The organism is Pseudoalteromonas sp. APM04 (assembly GCF_022809815.1).
GTDB classification, from domain to species: domain Bacteria; phylum Pseudomonadota; class Gammaproteobacteria; order Enterobacterales; family Alteromonadaceae; genus Pseudoalteromonas; species Pseudoalteromonas marina.
The window spans coordinates 955507-981215 of sequence record NZ_CP094441.1 but is presented as its reverse complement, the minus strand read 5'-3'; the positions used below and the strand labels follow the sequence as shown (position 1 = coordinate 981215).

Genomic DNA, 25709 nt, shown 5'->3' with positions numbered 1-25709 from the left:
CCTTAATTTCCAACTTCATCATTTTCTTCACGCTTATAGATATACGTTTGCTGCGTTCTAAATCCAAAGCCTAATGTATTATCAGGGTTCACAAGCTGTACTTTACCATCAACCACATTTAAACCTGGGCCTGTGATCTCAACTGGCTTCATTGGGTTTTGTGCATTTTCCCCTTTTATACCCGGTCCAATAAGATAAAATTGGCTTTCTTGTGTTACAGATAATGTTGGGTTGTCATCACACTTACCATCGCCATTACCATCTGCACACGAAGGACCTTCTCCAAAGTAAAGTTGCGGTGTATCTGGTACATCGTAACTGGTTGAAAATTTCAGGTCGTCATACACTTTTGTCCCGTAATGCAGGTGGAAAGCATACAATGAGCCCCCCCCGCCACTAAGCGAACATTGGTTTTCTGTTGATGTTTCTGACGCTGGAGTAAAGCTAGTAAAGTACGCAACACCACCCACTACCGTCGAAGCGGCAAGCGATTTCTCACCTGTGCCTAACTCATAGCGCCAACCATTGAATTTTGCTAAATCTATTTCTAGGTCTACAAAATCGTCCACATCATCAAGTGCATTACCAAACGGGTCTGAATTCATCAGCATCAAATCATCTGGTTTAATGGTGTCTTGTGCGTTAGTTTTAAACGTTTGTGTAACTGTGTTTTCATCTCTTATCATGAACAGTTGGTCTTGCTCATTTGTACCCGTTGGTTTAGAACGGTTACCACTACCAATAACTATTGCATCATACGGTGTATCTAAACGTGTAATCACTTTTTTACCGTTAACCGTCGTTTCTGATACTTTGCTGTAAATAGTACGCGCAACAAGCGGCTTGTAAAAAAAGCGTCTATCCTCTGTTGCTTTGTTACTGCCAAGTTCTGCTAGTTTAAAATGACTAAAATCATTGGTATTTGTGCCTGGCATATCTATACGCCACACATCACCGCCTGTGTCGGCTGCGTATATTCTGTCTATGTAGCCGTCATAGTCAGAATCTAACGTAGTAATATCTGCAGCAATGCTGTGCTTGCCCTTAAACCCATTAATGTTAGGCGTCAATGCCCACACTGGTTTACCTGTTTCAGCCTCAACAATATATATACCTCGGCCAATACTATCATTACTTCGAATAGCTTCATCTTTATTTGTATCGTAGCCAGCTCCAAATACAAGTAATGGTTTATCACCAAATGCTTTGATATAAGCTATCTGTGGCTTAGACCATGTTTGCCCCAGCTCTTGAAATTGACCTTTACCGCCTTCAATTGGGTTATCCCACAGTTTTTTAGGCTCATCAGGGTTAGTAATATCAAGCGCATAGTAGTTTTCTCCACCGCGGCGCATACCTGCAAACGCCCAAACTTTGTCGTCCCCACTGGCATCAATAATGCCATCATTTAATCCATCGCTGTTTAGGTTTTTATTACTAAAATAAACACTAATGGGTCCATCCATACCGTAAACTTTTGTATCGGCTTGGTTATTCCTAAGCGGCTCAATAATGTCGTATAAGGCTGAAGGAATAAATGCCCAGCTTTCACTCACACTGGTATCAGAATCTTTAAACATATGTAAAAAGCCTGCATTAGTGCCAATTAAAACCCTAATATCATCGTTACCATAATCGATAGCAACGGGCTTAGAATGTAAAGGGTCGCCAAATATATCATTTCGCTGATCAACGCGAGATCCATCGCCATCTTCATCGTCTACGTCAATACCCATTGCCCATTTAATATCATTACTCGATAAACTAATTGGGTTATCGTCAACCAAATCAAGAATGTCTGTTACAGTACTTGTATTAAACGTAATAACTTGTCCTTGATTCTCTGTGTATAAGTTACGGCTGTCTGAATCAAGATTAGTTAAATGAAGATTTACTCCACCTTGGGCCACCAAATTACCATCAGCAGCTTCACCGCTAGGTAACCAAAACGTTTTGGCACTTTCGTCAATAAGTCCATTTTCATCAAGAGCTTGGTTACCTGTTGAGTCAACAATTTGACTGCCTGATACTTTTAACTTTTTTAGGTTACCGCGCCAACGGGCACCGGTTTCAGGGTAAAACATAGCAAAATATATTGCGTCGCGGCTTCGGGTTTGATCCACGTTATTACTTGCCACAGAAGGCGATGAAAAGCTGTCGTTTACCTCTCTAATACGAGAAATTGTATTTTTGAGTGCTTCAGATAACGCCTCAGATGTCCGAGCTTCTAAGTACTGGCCGCCACCAACAGAAGCCGCTCCCTCTAGTAATTTAATACCGTCTTCACTCATACCTGTACCAAAACCAATGGTATATACCCTGCCAGTGTCTAATACATCACTTGTATCTGTATATAGATCTACTTTTGTGTCGTTGGTACCATGAATAATTTTAGATAAAGCCACTAAATAGCTATTTGAATAGTCACCATCAACAAAAGGGATTGAGTCGTCAAATATATCATTGTGCACATTTTTTATTTGATTATCACGGCCACTATCATTCGTAGGGTCGCCATCTGTCATTAATATTAAATTTATTGAATTGTCACATCTCAAAGGGTCGCCAGAATTTTTTTTAAAAGGCGACTTATAGTTCCCGCTTGCATCTGCGCTTTTATCCCGATTGTTTATACCATTTGCAAAATCGAGACCTGCACCTGTTATATAACGGTAGGCTTCCCAGAGAGTCTCTGTTATTGGCGTTGAACCGCTAGCTGGTAAGTCATCGATTTCGTTTAATATATTTGATTTACTAGCGCCAGATCTTGCAAGTACATAACCTCCAGAGTTTCCGTTAAAACGCATTAAACCAAAATCAATATCATCGTTATCATTGACTAGTTGTTTAATAGCATTTTTAGCTACTAAAAGTCTGCTATCTTCACAAATAGCTTGGGCGTACCCGTTAACTGATTTATAACACTGCTGCGTATAGTTAAAATAAGTCTGACTTTTAAAACAATCTGATTGATAAAATTGCCCATTTTGATAGCGACGATAGCACTGCCCACCATCAGTAACATCCCAAGCCATACTACCGGACGTATCAAATATCATTAATACTCTTGGGTTTTCATCTGTTTCAACATTATGGTTTACATATAACTCAATGTCTTCTGCACTTGCTGTTGCACTGACTGCTAAGCCAAGTAATGCCGCTAGCACTTTGTTTAATTTAAAATTCATCTTAAATTCCCTTACTCATACTAGCCATTTCTTGTGCTACACCTGTCACAATTGTGAGTGAATGCTTTGCTTTAGATCCATATTCAACGGTAGTAGCAACTTGTACCATGTTGCACGATATACCCGCTGTGAAGTTAAAGCGCCTTGGGCATTCTAAATCAAGTGCACCTTGATTTAAGTTAATCATTTTACTTTGCATATCGCCGTGCGTTGCAATTGTCATACCTTCACCGTTGTCTCCAGAATGGTGTGAGACTTCATCGGGTGTTAAAAAAAACTGGTTTGCAGCCCCTTTGTTAGCCTCATCAGAAATCATTCTTTGAACTTCACCAATAAGTTCGTTTTCAGCGACTTCTCGTTCTTGCGCTGCATTTGTAATTTTAACGTCAATACTGCTGCTACTCATCAGTGTTACAGCAATACCAGTGACGGCTATTACCATAATTAATGCAGTAATAAGCACAACACCCTGCTGTTTGTTAGGTGAGTTTTTTAAATACGCCATAAGTTTGATCCAACGTTGTTTAATCGAATTGTGGTAGTAAATACGGTGCGTCTGTAACTGTCATTAAATGTTAACTGGCGCTTATTATCGTCTTCGCCCAAGGTATATGTTTGATTCTTTAATTTAAGCCCGGGGTCTTCTTGTAAAGCTCTTATCAATAAGAATACTTGAACAGTTAAAATACCCTTTCGGTCTTCCCAGTCTGAATGTTCCATATCGCCGATACTTTTATAGGTATCAATTCGGCTGTCACTATTTGTGTCAAGGCCAAAAACAAAGCGCATATTTTCTACGCCTTCCATTATTGTCTCTGTAGAAATATTAGCCCCCACCAAGCGTTTTCTCATCAATGCGGGAACAGTAATATTTTTATTATTAACTTTGTACGTTTGCTCTGAAATGTAATAAACGTGGTGGCTATAAGGCCAAACAGTTGCATTAATATTTAGGGCACCAGCATTGACTACGCCGCGAACAAATTGCGCCTTTTCTTGCTCTGCAATAAAATAGTTTTGACCTGCTTGGGTTTCGTTTCCTCCAGCTGTTACTGTTAAGCGGTTACCTTGTAAAAATTTAAGCTGTAAAATATCTGTACTTTTAACAGGGTTACTCACGCAATTTAGTTCTTTAGACTCTTCCGCAACCTTTGCATAGATGGTTCTAAAGTTAGTAGCAGACGCTAAATCAGGAAAACTCCCGTTATTAGCCCCTTCAAAACAATCTGGTGCAGGAGTTGTTGCCGTCGCCCTTGTTGTATTCCCTGCGACAAAAGAGTCATCGTAGTATGTGCCCCAAAATCCAATTTGTTCTATATCACGCTGCATAATGTTAATAGCAAGGCGCGCAGACTCTTGGATCTCACCTATGGTCATGGTGTCTTTTGTGGTTACTTTCATGCCAATGTAGGTGAACATAACGCCGCCAAGTACTAAGCCCCCTATAAAAAGCGAGATCATCATTTCTACAAGGGTAAAACCTTTTTGCTTAATGCTCATGCTTAACTCCTAAGGTAAATGTAACTAGTTAAAACCACTAAACGGCGCTTTTTGTCTGATTCGCCACACTCAATTGCGGCTGTTGCATCATTGGCTGTAAATTCTTGTCTGCCTTGCCATGAAATAATCACTTCTAAATTAAATGCTTTACCACCTGAGCCACCAACTGCTGTTGGCCTAATACACACAGTTGCGTCATCTAAGGCGCCTGTATTTTCTCGCGCTCTAATCGCGCGTTTCCATTGTTCTAAATCTAAAGCTGCAACTTGCGCTGCACTGCAGCTTGCTGTGAAGCAAGTTTGAGACGTTGTTGTAGAGGTTTCACTATTAAATGTTTTAGCGTAAAGCCCAACTAATTGCGGTGTATCATTTGCACGAATACGTTGAATAATATCGTTTCCTAGCGCAACAGCAGCAGCTCGCTGCATAGAATCAAAACTTGCCTGCTTAGCTTTAGCTTGCAAAGCCACGGCCCCTAATAAGCCAAAACTTAAAATTATAAATGCAATAAGCACTTCAATTAGTGTGAAGCCTTTTTGAAATTTTGTTTGAGACGATTGCATACCAAAACCAAATAAAAAATTGTCTGATTGTAAGTTTATGGCATTAAAATTTAGATTCAATACTTACTAGGATAAGCGGTAGGATTTGTTGATAAACGGTTAACAGCTAGGCATTTAATATATCTTTAACTGCTTTTAGTTCCCGTCGGCTTACAGCTAAGTGCTCTTTGCAACCAACAAGTTCTATTGTATGTACCCCTGTATTTTGTGTTTTCAAACATAGCAGCTTACTTTTGTTTACTAAGGTATTTCTATGAATTCGTAACAACTGGGCGGGGTAAAGTAGCTCTAACTGTTTTAAGCTCTGCTCTATAAAGGCTTCTCCACCTTCAAAAACCATGTTTGTGTATTTTTGCTGCGCGATAAAATAAATAATACTGTCAAGCTCTACACTTTTTATAACCCCTGCCACCTGGTAACTAATTTTAGCTGATTGCTGTTTTTGCACATGCGCTTTATTTAAACGCCCTAGCTGATCTAGCACTTTACTTAAAGATTGGTCGGTAATAGGTTTAACTAGATATCCCGCAGCACTTAATTGCAGGGCATCTAATGCATGCTCTGGGTGAGCCGTAACAAACACAATAGCGGGTGGTAAAGGCATTCTGTTTAGCTTATGCGCTACCTCTAAGCCATTCATTCCTGGCATATCGACATCTAAAAAAATTAAATCAGGGTTATACTTTTTAGCAAGCTCTAACGCTTCATTCCCATTCGCTGCCTCTGCTTTTATCACTATGCTTTTGTCAACTGCTAAAAGCCGTTTTAATCGCGTCCTAGCTAATGGTTCATCATCAACAATCAGTACATTCATACGCTATTCTCAATATGTTTAGGAATAACGACTTTCACCCTGTATACGCCATCCCTATTAGTAATAGTAAGCTGCGCTTTATTTTTATAATAAATATTTAAACGCTGGCGAATATTATCAAGTGCCATTCCATTATTAGGCCTAGTTTGCACCTTTGAAGCTGTAATTGGGTTTGAGACAATCATTGTTATATAGCCGGTGGTGATATGCAGCTCTACATTTATTGTCGCGCCGTCTTCACTTGTTTCAACACCGTGGCATACTGCGTTTTCAATTAATGGCTGAAGTGTTAAACACGGTATATTTAATGCTGGTAAATCTGAGGGAATGTGCCAATTAACTTTTAATCGCTCACCAAAGCGCCAAGTTTCTAAGGCAATATATTGCTTACTCAGTGTTACCTCATCGTTCAACAACACGCTTTGCCCTGAACGCATTGCCGCTTGTGACAATGCAGCTAATGCTAAAATAGCTTGCTCTGCAGCCGCGGCATCGTGATGCGTTAATTCTGCCGCTGTATTTAAGCTGTTGTATAAAAAGTGTGGACGAATTCGTGCTTGCAAAGCGTCTAACTCAGCACGGGAAAGTGCCTTAGTTTGTTGCTCTTTTTCAGCATAGATAAGCAAAAACTGCACAAATAAAGCAACTATAAATGCAACAATAATAGTATTTTGAATGACAAAATAAATAAGGTGTTCAGTTGTATTTATATCAAACGCAAAGCGCGAAAATAAAACACTAAACATGCTGGTAAATAATAAAAAAGAAACAAAAAAGAGCGAAAGTTGTAGGGCACGTGTACGCTTTTGTAAAAAGTGCCGAGCTATATATAACGAGGAAGTACTTGATAAAACAATTAAATGTAAAAATAGGCTAATTATTCCAAGCCTAAGCCATATATCACCCTGAGCATGCGGAGCAAATGCTAAAACAACCGCAATAACTTGAGTGACAACAAGCGAGGCAAGCACACCTCGCTCATTAAAAAGAGCTGAAAAAAGCAATACATCCGATTGAGGCGTTTTGCTCATCACAGCTCTCCTTGTAATCTAAATAATTAATTTATATAGATTAACGCAGCTCCACAGGAACAGCAAATACGATATTCTCTTCTTCACCTGGGTTTTCTACAACTTGTGTGCCACCCAACTCTTTTAAACGACTTATTACCTGCTGAACAAGCACTTCAGGTGCTGACGCACCAGCCGTAACCCCTACTGAATTAGCGCTTGAAACCCATTGCTCCTGTACATCAGTAGCATCGTCAATTAAGTAAGCGGTTGTACCCATTTTATCTGCAAGTTCGCGCAAGCGATTTGAGTTTGAGCTATTTTTCGCACCAACAACTAATAATACATCAACCTTATCAGCTAGGTCGCGAACAGCATCTTGGCGATTTTGAGTCGCGTAACAAATATCATCTTTACGCGGGCCGTCAATTGCAGGAAATTTTTCTCGTAATGCATCTATTACATCAGCAGTGTCATCAACAGAGAGCGTTGTTTGACTACAATAAAATAAGTTTTTTGCATCTTTAACATTAAGCGCAATAACATCGTCTTCGGTTTCTACTAAATAAATACCGCCAGCATCATTGTCGTATTGCCCCATGGTGCCTTCAACCTCTGGGTGACCATGATGGCCAATTAAAATACATTCTATACCCTTACGGCTTGCGCGGGTTACTTCCATATGTACTTTAGTTACAAGTGGACAAGTCGCATCAAATACTTTTAACTCTCTGCGCTTGGCTTCAGAGCGTACCGCTTGAGATACACCATGCGCACTAAAAATAACAATGCTGTCGTCTGGTACTTGGTGTAATTCTTCTACAAACACTGCGCCTCGGTTCTTTAAGCCGTCAACAACATATTTGTTATGAACAACTTCATGACGTACGTAAATTGGCTTTTCAAAAATATCTAAAGCGCGCTCTACTATGCTAATTGCTCTATCAACGCCTGCGCAGAAGCCACGTGGATTAGCTAATAAAATATCCATTAGCCTTTTACCTCAATAATATCAACTTCAAATGTTAAACGCTGGCCAGATAGCGGATGGTTAAAATCAATAGTAACCGACTCACCCTGCACTTCCCGCACTAAGCCCGGAAGCTCTGTACCATCAGGTTGAGTAAACGCAATAATAGCACCTACTTTCGCAGGTGTTTCTGCGCCAAATTTACTACGATCAACATAATAAATGTTATCTGGGTTTGGCTGACCAAATGCATCTTCAGGTTCTAATTCAAAGGTTTTACTTTCACCTGCGCTTAGACCTAAAAGGCACTTCTCAAAATTTGCCGTTAAGCTGCCATCGCCCATTGTTAACTTTGCAGGTTTGTTGTGCACTTTAGTTGAATCAGCGGCAGAGCCATCTTCAAGTTTTATAGAAAAATGAAAAATAACTTGCGAGTTTTCACCAATTACAGCTTGGCTCATGCTTTATGCTCCTTCGGACTCTCACCTGTAAAGGCGTCAAATAATAACAATGCCGCGCCTACACAAATAGCACAGTCAGCAAAGTTAAATACTGGAAAATGTGAGTCTTCATAAAATACGTGAATAAAGTCAATTACATAACCGTAAGCAATACGGTCGTATAAGTTACCAATAGCGCCAGCAAGCACTAACGAGTAAGCACCACATAACACTTTATTAGTTGCGGGTAATCTTTTTAGCCACCACACCAATAAGGCACTTATAGCAATTGCAATTGCGCTTAAAAACCAACGTTGCCAACCACCAGCATCACTTAAAAAACTATAAGCAGCACCATAGTTATGCACATAGGTAATACTAAAAACAGGTAGTAAATTAATAGACTCGCTATAAGCCATAGTATTTACAACAAGTGTTTTACTGGCAAAGTCTATTGCTAAAAGCAATAGACTCAACCATAACCACACTAAACCACTTTTTTGGGCTAGTTTGCTCACTAAAAACATCCCCTAAGCGAATTGACGCTTTTCGCCTTCACCATCAACATTACTAACACAACGACCGCAAATTTCTGGGTGAGCAGGCTCAATGCCTACATCGTCGCTGTAATGCCAACAACGTTCACATTTGGCGGCATCTGTTGCTGCAACACTAATGTACAAACCTTCAATTTCTGTTTCTTGCGTATCTGCAGGCTGGCTATCAACATGCGCTACATTAACAGCTGACGTTAGCAGTACAAAACGCAACTCATCACCCAATGCTGTTAATTTGTTTGCCAGCTCTTCGCCCGCAAATAAATTAACTGTAGCTTGAAGAGCTGCACCAATAACTTCTTCTTTACGTGCCGCTTCTAATAAACGGTTCACTTCGTCACGTACGTTTAAAATTGCTTGCCAGTCATCATTACTAAACTGGGTATTTGTTGGTGCTTGTAAACCTTCATACCATACTGATGTAAATACGTAATCGCTACGTTCTCCAGGTAAAGCTTCCCAAATTTCTTGTGCTGTAAAGCTCATAATTGGTGCCATCCAACGCGTCATTGCTTCAGCAATATGGTAAAGCGCAGTTTGACAAGAACGGCGTGCATGGCTGTCGCTCTTAGCTGTGTACTGACGGTCTTTAATTACATCTAAGTAGAACGAACCAAGCTCACCCGTACAGAAGTTCATTAGCTTTTGCGTAACTAATAGCATTTGGTAGCTATCGTAAGCGGCTAAAATTTCGTCCTGAAGCTGTGCAGCACGGCCAACAATCCACTTATCAAGCTCAACCATATCGTCAACAGCAACCTGATCTGTTTTAGGATCAAAACCATTTAAGTTAGCTAATAAGTAACGGCTCGTATTACGAATACGGCGGTAGCGATCTGCAGAGCGTTTAAATATTTCATCCGATACAGTCATTTCAGCCGTGTAGTCGGTAGACGCGACCCATAAACGTAAGATATCAGCACCCAACTTATTCATAACGTTTTGCGGAGAAATAACGTTACCCAATGACTTAGACATTTTTCTGCCGTTTTCATCAACGGTAAAGCCATGCGTAAGCACTTGTTTATAAGGGGCATGACCATTAATTGCAACCGATGTCATCATCGACGACATAAACCAACCACGGTGTTGATCCGACCCTTCCAGATATAAATCTGCTGGGCCTACTAATTCTTCACGAGCATCAACAACACACGCATGCGACACGCCTGAGTCAAACCATACATCGAGTGTGTCTTGCACTTTCATGTATTGTTTAGCGTCTTCTTCGCCTAATAGTGTTTCTGGCTCTAAGTCATACCATGCCTGTATACCTGATTTTTCTACTAATGCGGCAGCTTGCTCAATAAGCGCTTGGGTATTTGGGTGTAATGCACCGGTGTCTTTGTCAACAAATAAAGCAATGGGTACACCCCAAGTGCGTTGGCGAGAAATACACCAATCTGGGCGACCTTCAACCATGTTTGCAATACGGCTTTCGCCCCATTCTGGTAGCCACTGTGTATTTTTGATTTCAGCCAATGAATCTTTACGTAAATTAGCCTGATCCATACTAACAAACCATTGTGGCGTAGCACGGAAAATAATAGGGGTTTTATGACGCCAGCAATGTGGGTAACTATGAGTAAGCGCATGGTGGTGCACTAAAGCGCCACGCTCTTTTAATACTTCAATTACGCTCGCGTTAGCTTTAAATACGTGCTGGCCTGCAAATAATTCTGTATCAGGCAAGTACACACCGTTAGCGCCAACTGGGTTAGCAACTTCTAGGTTATAGTTTAAGCCTGCCACGAAATCTTCTTGACCATGACCCGGTGCTGTATGCACCACGCCAGTACCTGAGTCCGTAGTTACATGCTCTGCAACAATTACCGGTACATTAAAGTCATAAAAAGGATGCGCTACTTGCAAGTTTTCAAGTGCAGCACCTTTTACGTAACCTAAAACATGGTAATGATTAAAACCAAAACGATCCATAGCATCTTTTACAAGCTCTGAACCTAAAATTAAACGCTGCTCAGCGCCTTCATCTTCAACTTGTACTAATGCATATTCTAACTCAGCATGAACTGCGACTGCACGGTTTGCAGGAAGCGTCCATGGTGTTGTAGTCCATATTACAGTACCAACATCACCTTTACCTTTATGCCCTTGTGCCATATCAAATGCATTAACTACGGCGTCTTGATCATCAAAAATAAAACGCACATCAATGGCTGGCGACTGTTTATCTTGATACTCAACTTCAGCCTCAGCTAATGCAGAGCCACAATCAGTACACCAGTGCACAGGCTTTGCACCTTTGTGTAGGTGACCATTTTTAATAATACGACCAAGTACACGAATTGCATTCGCTTCAAAATCAAAATTCATTGTTAGGTATGGCTTGTCCCAATCGGCAAACACACCTAAACGTTTAAAGTCTACTTTTTGACCTTCAACTTGCTTTTTAGCATAAGCGCGGCATTTTTCGCGAAACTCGCTCGCAGTTACTTTAACGCCAGGCTTACCTACTTTTTTCTCAACCATTAGCTCGATTGGTAAACCGTGACAGTCCCAGCCTGGAATATATGGCGAGTCGAAGTCAGATAAGGTTTTAGACTTTACAATAATGTCTTTTAAAATTTTATTTACTGAGTGACCTAAGTGAATGTCGCCATTTGCATATGGCGGACCGTCATGCAAAATAAAGGTTTTTTTACCCTTTTTAGCGCTGCGGATTTGACCATATAGGTCGTCTTCATACCATGCTTTTAGCATTTTTGGTTCACGTTGTGCCAAATTGCCACGCATTGGAAACGGTGTTTCCGGTAAGTTCAAAGTATGTTTATAGTCGCTCATTTATCCTACATTCCGTCTCTATCGGCTACCTGATTTAAACCAAAACACTGTTTAGCGGCGGCAACGTCTGTTGCTATTTGCGCCGTTAATTGTGTTAATGTCTCGAATTTTTTTTCATCGCGGAGTTTTTGTATCAACTCAACGTGCATAAATTGTCCGTAAATGTCTTGTGCAAAGTCAAAAAGATGAACTTCCAGAAGTGCACGTGTCCCATTAAATGTGGGTTTGTTGCCTATATTAGCAACCCCAAAAACCTGTTTCCCTGCAATAGTCGCTTGCACAGCAAATACCCCATTCACGGGGCAAACTTGGCGCTTTAGCGCTATATTTGCAGTTCTAAAGCCAAGTTCACGGCCTCGTTTCCAACCGTGTATAACACGCCCAGAAATCGCATAATTATGACCAAGCATCACTTTTGCATCGGCTAAGTTACCACATGCCAATGCCTCACGTATTAACGTGCTACTTACTCTAGCATTTAACTGATGAAAACTCGCAGTGCTTTGTACATCCATGCCTGCTTGTTTGCCCATATTTACAAGTAAATTAAAATTACCTTTACGTTGTTGGCCAAATCTAAAGTCGTCACCCACCGTTAACGCTTTAACACCGAGTTTTTTTATGAGTATCTCGTTTACAAACTGTTCTGCATGCATATTTGCAAACCGCTGGTTAAAGCTAATACAAATTACACGTTCAATGCCTAAATCACTTAATAAACGTAACTTGTCGCGTAAGCGAGTTAACCTTGCTGGGGCATTATTTTTTGCAAAAAACTCTTGAGGTTGAGGCTCAAACAACAACACCGTACTGGGTAAATTGTGTGCTTTTGCGTCGGCTAACAAGCCTTTTAATACTTGCGCATGACCTAAGTGAACGCCGTCAAAATTACCAATAGTTAACACACACCCAAAATGGTGTGGGCGAATATTGTGTATACCTCTAATTAACTCCATGCCACCTAAAGCCTTTTTTCAGCAAGTATTATCACGACTTATATCAAGGAAAAGCCACAAGGCTGCCGATTATAATCTTTTTTTTAGTTTGATTCAGTAATTGCTACACTTTTTATCGTATTTAGTCTTACACCCATTAAAAAGAGCATTGCAAAGTAGCTAACTCCTGCTAATACAACAAGGGCAATTAATAATATAACTTGTTGTGCGAAAGCCCACGAGGCCCAGAAATAGTAACTACTTACATACCATGTAACACAGCCCATGACTAAACTTGCAACGATGCACTTTATAGTGAAACGCAAACTCATAGAAGAAAACTGATAAACATTTTCTTTTTTTAGCTGCCTGTAAAGTAAAAATGCATTACAACTGGCTGACATTGATGTAGCGAGTGCTAACCCTAAGTAACCTATAAAAGGGGCTAACATAATATTAAATACCATATTTAGCACAAGGGTTATAATACCAATGCGTACGGGCGTTTTAGTATCTTGACGTGAATAAAACCCAGGCGCGAGCACTTTAATCAACATAAAACTAACTAACCCAACAGAGTAAGCTACAACACCTAAACTTACCGCTTTTACATGATCAACACTGTCCTCTTTAAAGGCACCATGATCGAATAGGACCGTAATTATAAGTGGGCTTATTATCATTAAGCCAACCATTGCTGGTATACCTAAAAATATTACAAAGCGAACTCCCCAATCTAACGTATGCTGAAAATCGCTCAATTTTTTACTGCTGTGCAATTTAGAGAGTGCGGGTAAAATGACAGTGGCTATACCAATCCCAAATAAACCAAGCGGAAACTCTATTAGCCTGTCTGAGTAATAAAGCCATGCTATAGAACCTGTCATCAGTAACGAGGCAATCATAGTATCTAGTAATAAATTAATTTGGCTTATCGATACGCCAAACAATGCAGGCAGCATAAGCTTACGCACTTTTTTTACGTTTTCGTCATGCCAAGCCCAACGCGGGCGAGCCAACATTTTAGCGCGGAATAAAAAAGGTAATTGAAATAACAACTGAACAATGCCACCGACAAATACACCTATAGCGAGGGCATATGCACCAACACTAAACTTATCATGTAAAAAAATTGCACAGGTGATTATTGATATATTGAGTAACACAGGAGTAAATGCGGCAACGGCAAAACGGTTGTAAACATTCATTACCGCACCGCTAAGCGCGACTAAACTTACAAACAACAAATACGGAAAGGTAAATTTTAATAACGAACTGGCCAGCTCAAACTTTTCTGCATTGGGGCCGCCTTGCCACCAATCAATAAACCAGCCGGTACCAAATAAAGCGGCAATAACCGGCGAAGCCACTACACCAAAAATAGTGACTAACAATAAAATAGTGCCCAGCGTACCTGCAGCTTGGGCAACAAAGAGCCTAACTTTATCATCACCTTGTTGCTCTTTTATTTCACTTAAAACGGGTACGAATGCCTGTGCAAAAGCGCCTTCTGCAAATAAGCGACGTAAAAAGTTAGGAATTCGGTTAGCAAATAAAAATACATCAGCCGCAGCACTTGCGCCGAGTAAATTAGCAACAACTGCATCTCTTACGAGCCCTAAAATACGCGAGATCATAGTCATACAACTAACAATCATACCGGAGCGAAATAAACCTTTTGACACCTTAAACCTACTTAAAAATCCCTAAGATACGCGATTATGCCACAGTCTTTTTTATAAATCGCTTTAAAGCACTAGGCTGGGGGTCTGTGCTTTGTTACAATAGCGTCATTAACTGCTAAAGCGGCAAATTAATGTTCGTTATAAGGAGCAGTTTTTCTTGAATAGTTAAATTTAATTGACATTCATGATAGAAACAGGCATATTCCACGGCCTTTAATTTAAGCTTTATTTTAAGATTGTTAGGAGCAAACCTTGGCTAACATCAAGTCTGCAAAAAAACGCGCTATCACTAGCGAAAAGAACCGTCAGCACAACGCAAGCCGTCGCTCAATGATGCGCACTTACTTCAAAAAAGTAGTTGTTGCTATTGAAGCTGGCGATAAAGAAGCTGCACAGCAAGCTTTTTCTGTTGCTACACCTATCCTAGACCGTTACGCAACTAAGGGTCTAATCCACAAAAACAAAGCAGCTCGTCATAAGAGCCGTTTAGCAGCTAAGATCAAAGCGCTATAATTTGTTTTTGTTAGAATATAAAAAACCGGCTTTTGCCGGTTTTTTTTTACTTAAAAGTTTTTGGACTACATAATTTCTAAATCTGGATAAAACTTTTTAAGCATGGCTGCTATTTTTTTAGGTGTAAACGGTTTTACGATAAACCCTTTAGCGCCTTTATCTATGGCATCTTTTACATTTTCAACAGCTGAATGCGCAGACACCATAATTACATTCGTTTCTGGACTCATCTCGTTGATTTGTGCAATTAATTCTTTTCCGTCTCCATCCGGTAACTCAATATCCAAAAAAATCATACTGTATTTTGCTGCTTGGCATTCACTAATACACTGTGAGGCAGTAGATGCTTCCTTTACATTATCTATCCCTAGATGCATGAGCGTTTGGCTCAAAAAACTACGCACCGTGCTAACGTCATCCACTATTAAAATTGATAGCTGCGTGTCCATCTTCATTCCTCATAGGCTATAAGCTAACTTTACGTTATTATAATAATTAGCTTAGTATATAAATTTACTATTTGAATTATAAAGACCTATGTAAAAAAGGCCAGATCTGCTTTATGTCAAAAACACCAAAAAAACAATCCTTGCTAGGTAAAACACCGGCAAGAAAAAATACAACACAAAAAAATAAAACTCGGGCAACTTCTCAAAGGCAGGCACAAACTAAACAACACACTATTGATACAGAGTTAAATAGCCAAAACCCTAAACCTAAAAAAGGGCTGTTAATAACGCTCGCTATTATTGCAGTTATCATTATAACTTTTCCAAAACCAACTTTACTCACCTATAAAAAATTAGGGATGGTTAGCAAAAGTATTTATTGGCCTGGTGTATTTGGATACGGTGCAACGCTTGTTGACTCGCATTTACATCCTAAGTTTGACGATAAGCGTAAATCTCTTTATTTATGCAGTGATTTACAGAATCCTCAGAGCTGCCAAAAGTATCAAGTTATTGCTGACGACGGTCTCATTTCAGCGATTAAAAGTTACTTTTAGCATTAATAAAACTAATCTGAAAAATGTAAAATTACTTGGTTGAAAGGTGCGCAAAAGATCACCATAATGGCGCTCCTTTTTTCAACAACTGAACTATTGAAACGACCATGCTAAATGAGCTAGATTGGCTTTTAAACACGATACTACTTGCACTAGGTTTAGGTGCATTCTTTATTAACCACATAACATTACTGCGCGTAGCCGCCATAAGTGCATGTGGCCTGTTATTTTTATCATTTAGCTTAGATCTTATGTCGTCGAGTGTTATTTCAAATATGAGTTTAGTATTGATCAATACATTTTATCTGTTTAAGGTTTATACATTTGGGCAACTTAATGTAACTCAGAGCTAACAATTTCCCCTAGAATATTTTATAGCCCAGCATTGCTGGGCTTTTTTATTGTATAAATCAAAATGGTTGGGTAATTAGGTGAACTAAGATAATATTGACCTCGTACTACATTATTTTGAGATTTCGGTATGTCCTTATCTGATTTTGATTTGTTTTTATCTTCTATGGAAGATGTGACCCCTATTAGCAGTGATACTATTAAACCGTTATCAAGCAGCCCTCATTCTTCACTTGCGCAACAACAAAAGCGACAAGCGGCTGAAAATACTCTATCAACAGATGAGAACTACTTAAGTACAGAGTCTGTTGAGCTTGTTGAGCCATTTGCTATTTTAAGTTTTAAAAAAGACGGAGTACAAGGCCCTGTATTTAAAAACTTACGTTTAGCAAAGTATCAAGTTGATGCGACCTTAGACCTTCATGGCCAGCTACTTAAAAATGCACGCAATACGCTCTTTAATTTTATTAATGACTGTCAGCAGCAAAATGTTCGCGTGGTGCTTATTAGGCATGGTGTAGGAATTAAAAATAAAACTAAACCAGGAATACTAAAAAGTTTTGTAAATAAATGGCTACCTGAATTACCGGCGGTTTTGGCATATCATACTGCACAGAGGCATCATGGAGGGAGTGGTGCGACTTATGTTTTACTCAAAAAAAGTGCCGATAAAAAACACGAAAATAGAGAAATCCACAGCAAGCGCTAAACTTGCTGTGGTGCCATTCTATAAAATAGTTGGCTGATTAAACCAAGCAGATACGCCTAATATTATTATAGAAATTATAATTAAGCTTAATCTAGCACCACCCTGATTTGTTTTCATTTCACCCTCTTTATATTTTTATTGTTGAGAACATATACAACATTAATAAAAATTACATATGTTAACAAGCTGTTTCTTTAAATTTATCAATATCCTTTCGTTCTATCTATTCGATTATTTAAAGTAATACCTTGCTGCAAGCGTTCAACGTTTTCTGCTATTTGTGCTGCAACACTGTTTATATCTGATAATGCTGCACAATGCGGTGTAAGGGTTATTTTATCATGCTGCCAATAAGGGTGTTCTTTACTAAGGGGTTCGTGTTCAAACACGTCAATGACTGCAGCCCGAAGCGAATTCTCTTCTAAGGCTTTAAGTAAATCCGCTTCTATAACATGCTCTCCTCGTGCAACATTAATAATAACAGCATGATTAGGAAGCATACTAATTGTACTTTTATTGATAATACCTTTTGTTTTATTGGTTAATGGCAACAGGCAGACTAGATAATCAATGTTACAAAGCATTTTTTTAAGCCCTTGTTCGCCATAAAATAAATTAACTGTGTTACTGGTTTTATGTGTATGAGCCCAAGCATTTACAGTAAAGTTATTAGCAATAAGTCGTTTCGCACATGCTTTACCTAGCTCCCCAAATCCTAAAATACCTACATTGTTTTGTTGATAAGCCCTTTTGGGCTTCCATTGGTGCTGCATTTGCTTAATAAAGTATTCTTTTAATCGTAATTTTTGCGCTAAAACATGGGTAAGTACATATTCGGCCATGTCTTGTGCCAATTTTTCATCAACTATACGCACTACATCTACGTCATCACCAAGCAAATTTAAATCAATACTGTCTACACCCGCACCAAATGACGATACCGCTTTAAGGTTTGGCAACTTTGCCCACATATCATTCGGTGCTTTCCATGCTAATACAAAATCAATAGTTTCTAGGTTATTGCAATCTGGCCACTGCTGTATTTTTGTAGAGGGTAATCGGGCTTGTAATTGCGCTATTAACTTTGTGTTATCTCGACCTGTAATTGCTACTAATACCGACATAGTTACTTCCAAATAAGTTTTTATAAAATCCATACTGACTAATCAACACTTCGCACCCTGCACACTTTAAAAGGTCACACAACTGCAAAATAACTGTCACACCCTTTTTTTACTCTACAGACATGGCAATCATGCTAAATTAAAAAGAGGTTTGTATGATCAGTGTTGATAAAGTAATTGCAGCAAACTTACCACAATTAGAAAGCTCACCAAAAGTAAAAAGCCTAGTAAAAAAGGGATTAGGCTATTTACTACATGAACAAGAGTTTGTGGCCTTTGCCGACACCTATCCTCATTTACAAGGGCTAGAATTTGTTGAACAAGTTCTCGATGAGCTCAATTTTGATACACGTTACAAGCCAAAGCAAATAGAGCATATTCCTAGCGAAGGTAAATTAATTATTGTTGCAAACCACCCTATAGGCTCTTTAGATGCGCTTGCATTAATTAAAGTGCTCTCAAGCGTAAGAAAAGATTTAAAGGTTGTTGCTAACCGTATGCTTATGTCGGTGACTCCAATGCACGACTTACTTTTACCTGTAAATAACTTATCTGGCACAAGTAAAAAACAAGAGCTTTATAATATTCACCAGCATTTAAAAAATGAGGGGGTATTATTGATATTTCCCGCTGGTGAAGTATCACGGCTGAGCCCTACAGGTATCAAAGATTGTAAATGGAACAGCGGTTTTTTGCGCATGGCAAAAAAAGCCAATTGCCCTATATTACCTATTTATATAAAAGCTAAAAACAGCCCATTATTTTATGGGACTTCAATAATTTACAAACCCTTAGCAAGCTTATTACTAGTAAAAGAAATGTTTAAACAACGCCAGAAATCGTTAGAGTTTGAAATTGGTGCGTCTATTCCTCCAGCGTCATACCTCATAGAAAATTTAAAAGATAAAGAGATTGTTAATTTAATACGAAAGCAACTGTATCGCCTAACAACTAAAAAAACCTTACCACTTAAAACACAAACTCCTATTGCTGTTCCTGAGTGTAGGAAAGAGCTTAAAAAAGCAATAGATGCGTGTCAGCTTCTGGGGGAAACACAAGATGGTATGCATATTCATTTATATCAATATACGGGTAGCTCACCTATTTTTAGAGAGCTAGGTAGGTTGAGAGAAATAGCTTTTAGAGCTGTAGGTGAAGGCAGTGGAAAACGCCGTGATATTGATAAGTACGATATGGACTATCAACACTTAGTTCTTTGGGACCCAACACAATTAGAGCTGGTAGGCGCGTATAGGCTAGCTTGCGCTAAAGAAATAATTGATAAACATGGCCGTAAAGGGCTGTATACCGACAGTTTATTTACTTATAGCACTGAAATGGGCCCCTACCTAGAGCAAGGAATTGAACTTGGTCGTAGCTTTGTTCAGCCAAAATATTGGGGACGTAAAAGCCTAGATTACCTGTGGTACGGCATTGGCGCATTTGTTAAAAACTACCCACAATATCGTTATTTATTTGGCGCTGTTAGCGTGTCTAATACGTTACCTGACCCGGCAAAGGCCATGCTAGTGTATTACTATCAGCATTATTATAAAACCGATGAAGTACTTGCGACTCCAAACAATGAATTCAAACTAAGCGAACATGAACTTGCGCAGTGTGACATGATTTTTTGCAAAGATGATGTTAAAGAAGACTTTGTAGAACTAAAGCATGTGCTTGCCAACATGGGTGCGCAAGTTCCCACTTTATTTAAACAATATACAGAGCTATGTAAGCCTGGTGGAGTAAAATTTTTAAGTTTTAGCGTAGATCCCGACTTTAACAATTGCATTGATGGTTTAGTATTGGTTGACTTGCAAAATGTTAAAGATAACAAAGCAAAGCGATACTTAAGCTAATTGAAGCGAGGTTACCCTCGCCACTATCTGGGTTTTATTTGAGAACTAACTAACATTACCGTTCTATATAAATACGTGAAAGTAAGTCATAATAAATTGCTTCAACCTTTATTAAGTCATCAATAGATACGTGCTCATTAACCTGGTGAATTGTATGGTTTCTTAGCCCACATTCAATTACTTGAGTATGGCTGTTAGCAAAAAAACGACCGTCAGATGTGCCACCACTGGTACTTAGAACTGGGTAGTTTCCAGTTTGACTATGTATGGCTTGTTCAACACAAGTAATTAAACTCCACTTGCTCTTAGGTTGGGTATAGTAAGGTTCACATGGACGCTCCCAATTAATCGTTATGTAACGTGAAAATTCATCCAACGAATTGTTCAATATCGATTTAATTTTTTCACTGCTGTACCGATGGCTATAGCGAATATTAAATGTTATCTCGCAGTGACTAGGGACTAAATTATCGACCACATTGTCAATATTTATGCCTGTAACTTGCAGTGTTGTTTTTGAGCCTACGTCATCTAAGTGCCACGCTTGTTCACTCAATTTATTGACTATTTTGGCACTAATATGTGCGGCGTTAATGGTATTTTGAGGATAAGCTACATGACCTGCCCTGCCCTTTACCAGAATACGTGCTGAAAGTGCACCGCGTCGACCGTTTTTAATTGTATCGCCAACATGTGTCGAACTCGTTGGCTCGCCGACAATACATCCGTCTAAAACAACCCCATTTGAAGAAAGCTTATTGGCTATTTGCGCAGAGCCAAACTCAGCCTCGCCTTCTTCATCAGAGGTAATGAGCCAATAAAAAGTCCCCACTTTTGATGATGTGTTATTTATTAATTTTTTTGTCGCAGTTAGCATAGCTGCCACACCCCCTTTCATATCAGCGGCACCTCTTCCGTAAATTACCCCATCAATTATTCTTCCATCAAACGGAGGGGTTAGCCAGTCACCATTATCTGCAGGGACCACATCAATGTGCCCTGAAAAAGCGACACACGGTCCCTCATTGAATTTAATATGCGCAATTAAGTTAGTGACACCACTACTCGTAAACTTTTCACAGCAAAAACCTAGCTCACATAACTGCTCAACCAGCCAATCTATTGCGCCGGCTTGATTCGGCGTCACTGATTTAAATTTGATAAGCGTTTGTAATTTATTTATTAATTCGGCGTTTAACCTTTGAGAAGTGACTGCTTGTTGTGAAACAACTAAAGACATTTTTTAACACCTTTATTACTAAGTAAGGCATTATTAAATAGTGAGAGTATGACTAAGAGATGTCAGCTTTTATACATTCTGATGATTATTCTTTACATAGATTGTCAATCATTGCTGTTACGAAACAGCGCCAAAATTAATCTAAATCAATAAAATACTTTTCAACGTTCAATCATTTTTGAAACTTTGATCTAGAACAGGTTTTTCATATTTGTTAAGCGTAATAATGGCGTCAATCAAAAAGTAGTTCTTGGAGAACAACATGAAAACCAAAATTAGCATTGCATTATTAACCTCTTTATTAGTACTCTCTCCAGCTGCACACGCTAACTTCAGCGTAAATCTGGGCGCTATTAACGTAAACCCAGATAACAGTGGCTCTGCAATTAACGAAGCCCCTTCATTAGGTCTAAAAGGTGATTCTAATACTCAGCTAGGTATTACGGTAGACTATGCATTTAATGACAATTGGGTATTAGAATTGATTGCTGCTACGCCATTCTCTCATGATGTAAATGGAACAGGCGGCTTGGCTGGTAATAAAATTGCTAACATTAAACACTTGCCACCCTCGTTAGTGGCACAGTATCACTTTTTAGATACAAGCTACCAGCTCAGACCATTCATAGGTGTTGGTGTTAATTATACAACCTTTTTTGATGAACAGCCTTCGCAAGCTCTTAAAGCAACCCTAGGTACAGACGATGTTAAAGTTGAGCTTGATGACTCTGTAGGGTTTTTAGTACAAGTAGGGGCTAATTATAAAATGGATGATCACTGGGGACTTCACGCAATGGTTTCTATAATGGATATTGATACAGATGCAACTGTGTACGCTAACAATGCAAAAGCATTAACATCAACAGTTGAGCTTGACCCTGTAGTGGCAATGTTTGGTGTGAAGTATAGTTTTTAAAGTCTAAGTACGATGTTATGTGTGTAAAAAAGGCGCTAAGCGCCTTTTTTTTTGTGCAACGAAAACAATAACTCGGCCTCAGCCCTTGGTAACTCACACTCGCGAATCACTTCGTCTAAATCTGCACCTAACTCAACCATTTTCACAGCACGGGAATAAATCTTAGCATCAGGATCATCGTATTTTTGAGCCGATTGCTGCTGCAGTAAATCTTGGTTTTGTTGCTCAACCTCTAGAACTCGCTTGCCGATACTGAGTAAACCGGTTCTTAATTCAGCGGCTTCGCTTCTTAAAATATGAACTTGTTCTGCACATTCTTTAAGTTTTTGATGTACATCAGCAACATCGCTGGTGTGTTTATTTTTAAATGCAATAATAAGCGTTAACGATATAAGACCTACCGCTAACGCGCTTATAGCAATACTAAGTAACAGCATAGTTTATCTGGTAAAGCTTATAAATCGCTTAACTCATCCCATTCGTCATCACTAAGTAGCTTATTTAAATCAACTAAAATAAGAAGCTCATTATCTCGATTACAAACACCTTGGATAAACTTAGCGCTTTCTTCAGTGCCCACATTTGGCGCACTGTCAATTTCAGAGCTACGCAGGTATACAACTTCAGAAACGCTATCAGCTAAAATGCCTATAACTTGTTCTTCAGCTTCAATAATTAATATACGTGAGTTATCAGTTGCATCAGCTGCTGACAAACCGAATCGAGCACGTGTATCAATAACGGTTACTACATTACCACGTAAGTTAATAATGCCTATTACATAAGAAGGCGCACCAGGGACTGGTGCAATCTCGGTGTAACGCAGTATTTCTTGAACTTGCATTACATTAACACCGTAGGTTTCCTCTTCTAGTTTAAAAGTAACCCACTGTAATATTTCATCATTATTATCTGCATTTTTATTTTCTGACAGTAATTTCTCTTGGTTCATGCTGTTACCCCATAATGGTCATTACTACTGACGGCTATCTAAGCCCTCTTCTAATAACGTATTTAAATTGTCTACATCTATTAAAGCACACATTTTTTCTTTAATAACCCCGGCAAGCCATGGGCGCTTACTTTGATCTGTACGCCATTTTACATCTTCTTTTGTCAATGTAATGTTATTTATAAGCTTCTCAGCTAATAATCCCCATTGGCTATCTCCTAAAGTTATTAAATACTGATAATCAAGTGATGCCTCAAGTTTTTCATCGTACTTCTCTGGCATAACCCAGCGTGCTGTATCTACAACATTGAGCTTTTCATCACGATTAAGCATAACGCCTTTAAACCACTTTGGTTTACCAAACAGGTGATTCACTTCACCTAATTGATGTATACCGCCAAGAGCTTTAAGCGGGACTGCTAGCGTAAGTCCTGCAACTTCAAAGAACAATGCCTGAAATTCGCCGTCAAAGTAATCTGACTCACTGTTATTTGAAAGATTTAATTGTTTCTGTTTTGCTATTTTAAGGTCTGTACTCGTTGTCTCTTTTGGCGTTTCAATGACGTTAACTTTCGGTGTTGTAGCTTCTGCTTCTTTAACTTCATGCGTATCATCTAACGAAGATGATTCATGCTCAGCCACTACTTTAATTTTAGTAACTGGCTTCTGACTTTCATGAGTGGCTTCTTCGCTTGGCAAGTCACCCGGTATATTTTCTAAAAGTTTTGCTACGGGCTCTAAGTCACTGGCAAGCTCTTCTTCGCAAAGTAAGGCACCTAAGTACTGAGTCATTACTTTTTCATTAGCAAATAATTGCTTACTCATTCATTAACCTTGTTCAATTAAATAATCTAATAATGCTTTATAAGCAAATACACCACGAGAGCGAGGACAAAATTCTATGGGTACTTTTTGTGCTAAGCTTGCATCTCTTAGTTTTGTGTCTACGGGAATAACACCTGGCCAAACTCTATTACCGTAAGTTTTTTGTAACGTTTTGTAGGCTTCGAGTGATGCCTTCGTTCTTTTATCGTACATTGTAGGTATTATAGTATATTCGTAACTTTTCGCTTGTGAGCTCTGCATTAATTCCATTGTACGCATCATTCTATCTAAGCCTTTAAGCGCTAAAAACTCAGTTTGAACAGGTACTAAAATGCGCTCACTCGCAGCCAATGCATTAACCATTAAAACCCCTAAAACAGGGGGGCAATCTAAAATAGCATAATCGTAATGTTCGCTTATTTTGGCAAGCGTCTTTTTTAAAATTAACCCCATGCCTGTTTTATTGCCCATGCTTCTATCTAATGTAGCAATAGCCATAGTAGCAGGTAATATATCTAAATTTTCGAGAGTGGATGGGCACAATGCTTGAAGTATTTCCTCACTTTGCATACTAGTTCCACGAGCGAAAATATCGTAAACGCTGACTTCTAAATCTTCAGAATCAATACCAAAGTAATACGTTAAAGACGCATGAGGATCGGTATCTATTAGTAATACACGTTTACCCTGCAGTGCTAAAGTACCAGCAAGACTGACCGCAGTCGTTGTTTTACCAACGCCACCTTTTTGGTTGGCTACAGTCCAAATCTTCACATCATATCCTAGTTACTGTTCATTGCGAGTTGTAATACGAATTCCACCATGTGGTAAACGAATAATTTTTATTGTGTCATCGTCTGACGGTAATTCTACTTCTGGCTCAGGCGCTACTGCCTCAACTATTGGCTCTTCTGCTGAATTATTTTTCTCTTCTGGCAACCCATATTTAGATAACGCTATTACTACTTTTCTATTTTCAGCTCGGCCCTCATCTGTGTCGTTAGGTGCAAAGGGTGAATACTGTCCATACCCTTCAATAGCCATTCGGGCCGAATTTATGCCAAGTGCTTCAAGCTCAACAAGTATTGAAGTTGCGCGAGCGACAGAAAGCTCCCAGTTAGAGCGAAATATTTCATTTTTAATTGTTTCATCATCTGTATATCCACGCACACGTATATAGTTATCCACTGGCGCGATAATATCTTTTACAATTTTAACAACTTGTTTTGCTCTAGAATGAGCAACTGCGCTACCACTTGAAAATAACATACCTGAACTCAGTTCTATTATGAGCCAATCTTGATGCAATTCTAGATTGGCTTCACCATCACGTATTTCATCAATAAGCGCTGACTGAAGTTTCGTTAATAAGCTATCAAGTGGTTTTCCTAAATATTTTTGCTGTATATTACTCGTCTCACTTTGGCCGTCTAACAACTCTGGGCCTTGCTCTTCCTTGTTGATACTTTCGCCATACAGCAATTCATCTTCAGGAGTAACCCTATCAGTAAGTATTCCAGTACCATCTACCCCCGTACCTTGCTGAGAATAAACACGAGCCGACTTGTCGAATACTTGCTCTAGGGAATCGGATAAAATTTGGAAGTTTTCTTCTTTGTTAATCGCAATGGCATACATTACAACAAAGAAGGCAAACATAATGGTCATATAATCCGCATAAGATACTAACCAGCGCTCTGTATGCTGGTTTTTATGGGCCGAGCGACCAAATCGTCGACGCATCATT

The 25709-nt window shown here is 39.1% G+C and carries 26 protein-coding genes; 6 read left to right on the top strand and 20 right to left on the bottom strand.

Annotated elements, in window-relative coordinates; all coding sequences use genetic code 11:
* Positions 1 to 2 precede the first annotated feature (2 nt).
* The 12 genes from MTP24_RS04630 to murJ form a co-directional block, all read right to left on the bottom strand.
* Positions 3 to 3188 (bottom strand): PilC/PilY family type IV pilus protein, encoded by a 3186-nt coding sequence (locus tag MTP24_RS04630; RefSeq protein ID WP_243532996.1) that lies wholly within the window; start codon positions 3186 to 3188, stop codon positions 3 to 5.
* Between the two features lies 1 nt (position 3189).
* A complete protein-coding gene (locus tag MTP24_RS04625) occupies positions 3190 to 3693 on the bottom strand; it encodes a hypothetical protein (protein ID WP_010555936.1) in 504 nt (167 codons plus the stop codon).
* Positions 3681 to 4688 (bottom strand): PilW family protein, encoded by a 1008-nt coding sequence (locus MTP24_RS04620; protein WP_243532994.1) that lies wholly within the window; start codon positions 4686 to 4688, stop codon positions 3681 to 3683. Before MTP24_RS04620 ends, MTP24_RS04625 begins: the two co-directional genes overlap by 13 nt.
* Before the next feature lie 2 nt (positions 4689 to 4690).
* Positions 4691 to 5251: a type IV pilus modification protein PilV gene (gene pilV / locus MTP24_RS04615; protein WP_008132554.1), complete on the bottom strand. Its 561-nt coding sequence runs from the start codon at positions 5249 to 5251 to the stop codon at positions 4691 to 4693.
* A 106-nt stretch (positions 5252 to 5357) separates the two neighbouring features.
* Positions 5358 to 6065 carry a LytTR family DNA-binding domain-containing protein gene (locus tag MTP24_RS04610; protein WP_010555933.1) on the bottom strand — a complete coding sequence of 236 codons (708 nt, stop codon included), beginning with the start codon at positions 6063 to 6065 and terminating at the stop codon, positions 5358 to 5360.
* Complete coding sequence (locus MTP24_RS04605) at positions 6062 to 7096, bottom strand: histidine kinase (RefSeq protein WP_243532992.1); 1035 nt, start codon at positions 7094 to 7096, stop codon at positions 6062 to 6064. Before MTP24_RS04605 ends, MTP24_RS04610 begins: the two co-directional genes overlap by 4 nt.
* Positions 7097 to 7136: 40 nt before the next feature.
* The gene (gene ispH, locus MTP24_RS04600) at positions 7137 to 8066 is read right to left on the bottom strand and encodes a 4-hydroxy-3-methylbut-2-enyl diphosphate reductase (RefSeq protein WP_243532990.1); all 930 of its coding nucleotides are present in this window, start codon (positions 8064 to 8066) and stop codon (positions 7137 to 7139) included.
* Positions 8066 to 8506, bottom strand: coding sequence for an FKBP-type peptidyl-prolyl cis-trans isomerase (fkpB, locus tag MTP24_RS04595; RefSeq protein WP_008132561.1), 441 nt, complete (start codon positions 8504 to 8506; stop codon positions 8066 to 8068). Before fkpB ends, ispH begins: the two co-directional genes overlap by 1 nt.
* Complete coding sequence (gene lspA / locus MTP24_RS04590; protein ID WP_010555931.1) at positions 8503 to 9003, bottom strand: signal peptidase II; 501 nt, start codon at positions 9001 to 9003, stop codon at positions 8503 to 8505. Before lspA ends, fkpB begins: the two co-directional genes overlap by 4 nt.
* Positions 9004 to 9015: 12 nt before the next feature.
* Positions 9016 to 11844, bottom strand: coding sequence for an isoleucine--tRNA ligase (ileS, locus tag MTP24_RS04585; RefSeq protein ID WP_058551005.1), 2829 nt, complete (start codon positions 11842 to 11844; stop codon positions 9016 to 9018).
* 5 nt (positions 11845 to 11849) lie between these two features.
* Positions 11850 to 12800: a bifunctional riboflavin kinase/FAD synthetase gene (gene ribF, locus MTP24_RS04580; RefSeq protein WP_006792776.1), complete on the bottom strand. Its 951-nt coding sequence runs from the start codon at positions 12798 to 12800 to the stop codon at positions 11850 to 11852.
* An 83-nt stretch (positions 12801 to 12883) separates the two neighbouring features.
* Complete coding sequence (gene murJ, locus MTP24_RS04575; protein WP_279388991.1) at positions 12884 to 14464, bottom strand: murein biosynthesis integral membrane protein MurJ; 1581 nt, start codon at positions 14462 to 14464, stop codon at positions 12884 to 12886.
* A 252-nt stretch (positions 14465 to 14716) separates the two neighbouring features.
* On the opposite strand from murJ, the gene rpsT reads away from it, so the two are divergent.
* Positions 14717 to 14977: a 30S ribosomal protein S20 gene (rpsT, locus tag MTP24_RS04570; RefSeq protein WP_006792774.1), complete on the top strand. Its 261-nt coding sequence runs from the start codon at positions 14717 to 14719 to the stop codon at positions 14975 to 14977.
* A 65-nt stretch (positions 14978 to 15042) separates the two neighbouring features.
* On the opposite strand, the gene MTP24_RS04565 is transcribed toward rpsT, so the two are convergent.
* Positions 15043 to 15426 (bottom strand): response regulator, encoded by a 384-nt coding sequence (locus MTP24_RS04565; protein ID WP_006792773.1) that lies wholly within the window; start codon positions 15424 to 15426, stop codon positions 15043 to 15045.
* 113 nt (positions 15427 to 15539) lie between these two features.
* Here MTP24_RS04565 and MTP24_RS04560 point away from each other — a divergent pair, with 113 nt between their 5' ends.
* The 3 genes from MTP24_RS04560 to smrA all read left to right on the top strand — a co-directional run bounded on the left by MTP24_RS04560 (position 15540) and on the right by smrA (position 17043).
* The gene (locus MTP24_RS04560; protein WP_243532988.1) at positions 15540 to 15983 is read left to right on the top strand and encodes a hypothetical protein; all 444 of its coding nucleotides are present in this window, start codon (positions 15540 to 15542) and stop codon (positions 15981 to 15983) included.
* Between the two features lie 107 nt (positions 15984 to 16090).
* Positions 16091 to 16336 carry a hypothetical protein gene (locus MTP24_RS04555; protein WP_006792771.1) on the top strand — a complete coding sequence of 82 codons (246 nt, stop codon included), beginning with the start codon at positions 16091 to 16093 and terminating at the stop codon, positions 16334 to 16336.
* A gap of 128 nt (positions 16337 to 16464) precedes the next feature.
* Complete coding sequence (smrA, locus tag MTP24_RS04550; protein WP_058428560.1) at positions 16465 to 17043, top strand: DNA endonuclease SmrA; 579 nt, start codon at positions 16465 to 16467, stop codon at positions 17041 to 17043.
* Between the two features lie 203 nt (positions 17044 to 17246).
* Here smrA and MTP24_RS04545 read toward each other — a convergent pair whose 3' ends face one another.
* The gene (locus MTP24_RS04545; RefSeq protein WP_243532986.1) at positions 17247 to 18167 is read right to left on the bottom strand and encodes a glyoxylate/hydroxypyruvate reductase A; all 921 of its coding nucleotides are present in this window, start codon (positions 18165 to 18167) and stop codon (positions 17247 to 17249) included.
* 155 nt (positions 18168 to 18322) lie between these two features.
* On the opposite strand from MTP24_RS04545, the gene MTP24_RS04540 reads away from it, so the two are divergent.
* Positions 18323 to 20029, top strand: a complete 1707-nt coding sequence (locus MTP24_RS04540) for a lysophospholipid acyltransferase family protein (protein WP_243532984.1) — start codon at positions 18323 to 18325, stop codon at positions 20027 to 20029.
* A 55-nt stretch (positions 20030 to 20084) separates the two neighbouring features.
* On the opposite strand, the gene dapE is transcribed toward MTP24_RS04540, so the two are convergent.
* Positions 20085 to 21269, bottom strand: coding sequence for a succinyl-diaminopimelate desuccinylase (dapE, locus tag MTP24_RS04535; RefSeq protein WP_243532982.1), 1185 nt, complete (start codon positions 21267 to 21269; stop codon positions 20085 to 20087).
* Between the two features lie 262 nt (positions 21270 to 21531).
* Between dapE and MTP24_RS04530 the strand changes: the two genes are divergently transcribed.
* Positions 21532 to 22185: an OmpW family outer membrane protein gene (locus tag MTP24_RS04530; protein ID WP_243532980.1), complete on the top strand. Its 654-nt coding sequence runs from the start codon at positions 21532 to 21534 to the stop codon at positions 22183 to 22185.
* Positions 22186 to 22220: 35 nt separating this feature from the next.
* On the opposite strand, the gene MTP24_RS04525 is transcribed toward MTP24_RS04530, so the two are convergent.
* Genes MTP24_RS04525 through MTP24_RS04505 form a run of 5 tightly spaced genes read right to left on the bottom strand, consistent with a single transcriptional unit; the run spans position 22221 to position 25708 of the window.
* A complete protein-coding gene (locus MTP24_RS04525; RefSeq protein ID WP_058428556.1) occupies positions 22221 to 22622 on the bottom strand; it encodes a DUF2802 domain-containing protein in 402 nt (133 codons plus the stop codon).
* 17 nt (positions 22623 to 22639) lie between these two features.
* Positions 22640 to 23137 (bottom strand): chemotaxis protein CheW, encoded by a 498-nt coding sequence (locus MTP24_RS04520; protein ID WP_006792763.1) that lies wholly within the window; start codon positions 23135 to 23137, stop codon positions 22640 to 22642.
* A 24-nt stretch (positions 23138 to 23161) separates the two neighbouring features.
* Positions 23162 to 23962 (bottom strand): chemotaxis protein CheW, encoded by an 801-nt coding sequence (locus MTP24_RS04515; protein WP_243532978.1) that lies wholly within the window; start codon positions 23960 to 23962, stop codon positions 23162 to 23164.
* 3 nt (positions 23963 to 23965) lie between these two features.
* Complete coding sequence (locus tag MTP24_RS04510) at positions 23966 to 24736, bottom strand: ParA family protein (RefSeq protein WP_006792761.1); 771 nt, start codon at positions 24734 to 24736, stop codon at positions 23966 to 23968.
* Positions 24737 to 24748: 12 nt separating this feature from the next.
* Positions 24749 to 25708 carry a flagellar motor protein MotB gene (locus MTP24_RS04505; RefSeq protein WP_243532975.1) on the bottom strand — a complete coding sequence of 320 codons (960 nt, stop codon included), beginning with the start codon at positions 25706 to 25708 and terminating at the stop codon, positions 24749 to 24751.
* Position 25709 lies beyond the last annotated feature (1 nt).

Coding starts and splice junctions, on each gene's coding strand:
- MTP24_RS04565 (WP_006792773.1), bottom strand. CDS start 15,426: ATGGACACGCAGCTATCAATTTTAATAGTGGATGACGTTAGCACGGTG.
- MTP24_RS04515 (WP_243532978.1), bottom strand. CDS start 23,962: ATGAGTAAGCAATTATTTGCTAATGAAAAAGTAATGACTCAGTACTTA.
- dapE (WP_243532982.1), bottom strand. CDS start 21,269: ATGTCTTTAGTTGTTTCACAACAAGCAGTCACTTCTCAAAGGTTAAAC.
- MTP24_RS04505 (WP_243532975.1), bottom strand. CDS start 25,708: ATGATGCGTCGACGATTTGGTCGCTCGGCCCATAAAAACCAGCATACA.
- MTP24_RS04525 (WP_058428556.1), bottom strand. CDS start 22,622: ATGCTGTTACTTAGTATTGCTATAAGCGCGTTAGCGGTAGGTCTTATA.
- MTP24_RS04545 (WP_243532986.1), bottom strand. CDS start 18,167: ATGTCGGTATTAGTAGCAATTACAGGTCGAGATAACACAAAGTTAATA.
- ispH (WP_243532990.1), bottom strand. CDS start 8,066: ATGGATATTTTATTAGCTAATCCACGTGGCTTCTGCGCAGGCGTTGAT.
- MTP24_RS04620 (WP_243532994.1), bottom strand. CDS start 4,688: ATGAGCATTAAGCAAAAAGGTTTTACCCTTGTAGAAATGATGATCTCG.
- MTP24_RS04555 (WP_006792771.1), top strand. CDS start 16,091: ATGCTAAATGAGCTAGATTGGCTTTTAAACACGATACTACTTGCACTA.
- MTP24_RS04540 (WP_243532984.1), top strand. CDS start 18,323: ATGATCAGTGTTGATAAAGTAATTGCAGCAAACTTACCACAATTAGAA.
- MTP24_RS04605 (WP_243532992.1), bottom strand. CDS start 7,096: ATGAGCAAAACGCCTCAATCGGATGTATTGCTTTTTTCAGCTCTTTTT.
- MTP24_RS04610 (WP_010555933.1), bottom strand. CDS start 6,065: ATGAATGTACTGATTGTTGATGATGAACCATTAGCTAGGACGCGATTA.
- MTP24_RS04530 (WP_243532980.1), top strand. CDS start 21,532: ATGAAAACCAAAATTAGCATTGCATTATTAACCTCTTTATTAGTACTC.
- MTP24_RS04625 (WP_010555936.1), bottom strand. CDS start 3,693: ATGGCGTATTTAAAAAACTCACCTAACAAACAGCAGGGTGTTGTGCTT.
- ileS (WP_058551005.1), bottom strand. CDS start 11,844: ATGAGCGACTATAAACATACTTTGAACTTACCGGAAACACCGTTTCCA.
- ribF (WP_006792776.1), bottom strand. CDS start 12,800: ATGGAGTTAATTAGAGGTATACACAATATTCGCCCACACCATTTTGGG.
- fkpB (WP_008132561.1), bottom strand. CDS start 8,506: ATGAGCCAAGCTGTAATTGGTGAAAACTCGCAAGTTATTTTTCATTTT.
- smrA (WP_058428560.1), top strand. CDS start 16,465: ATGTCCTTATCTGATTTTGATTTGTTTTTATCTTCTATGGAAGATGTG.
- MTP24_RS04520 (WP_006792763.1), bottom strand. CDS start 23,137: ATGAACCAAGAGAAATTACTGTCAGAAAATAAAAATGCAGATAATAAT.
- MTP24_RS04560 (WP_243532988.1), top strand. CDS start 15,540: ATGTCAAAAACACCAAAAAAACAATCCTTGCTAGGTAAAACACCGGCA.
- MTP24_RS04630 (WP_243532996.1), bottom strand. CDS start 3,188: ATGAATTTTAAATTAAACAAAGTGCTAGCGGCATTACTTGGCTTAGCA.
- pilV (WP_008132554.1), bottom strand. CDS start 5,251: ATGCAATCGTCTCAAACAAAATTTCAAAAAGGCTTCACACTAATTGAA.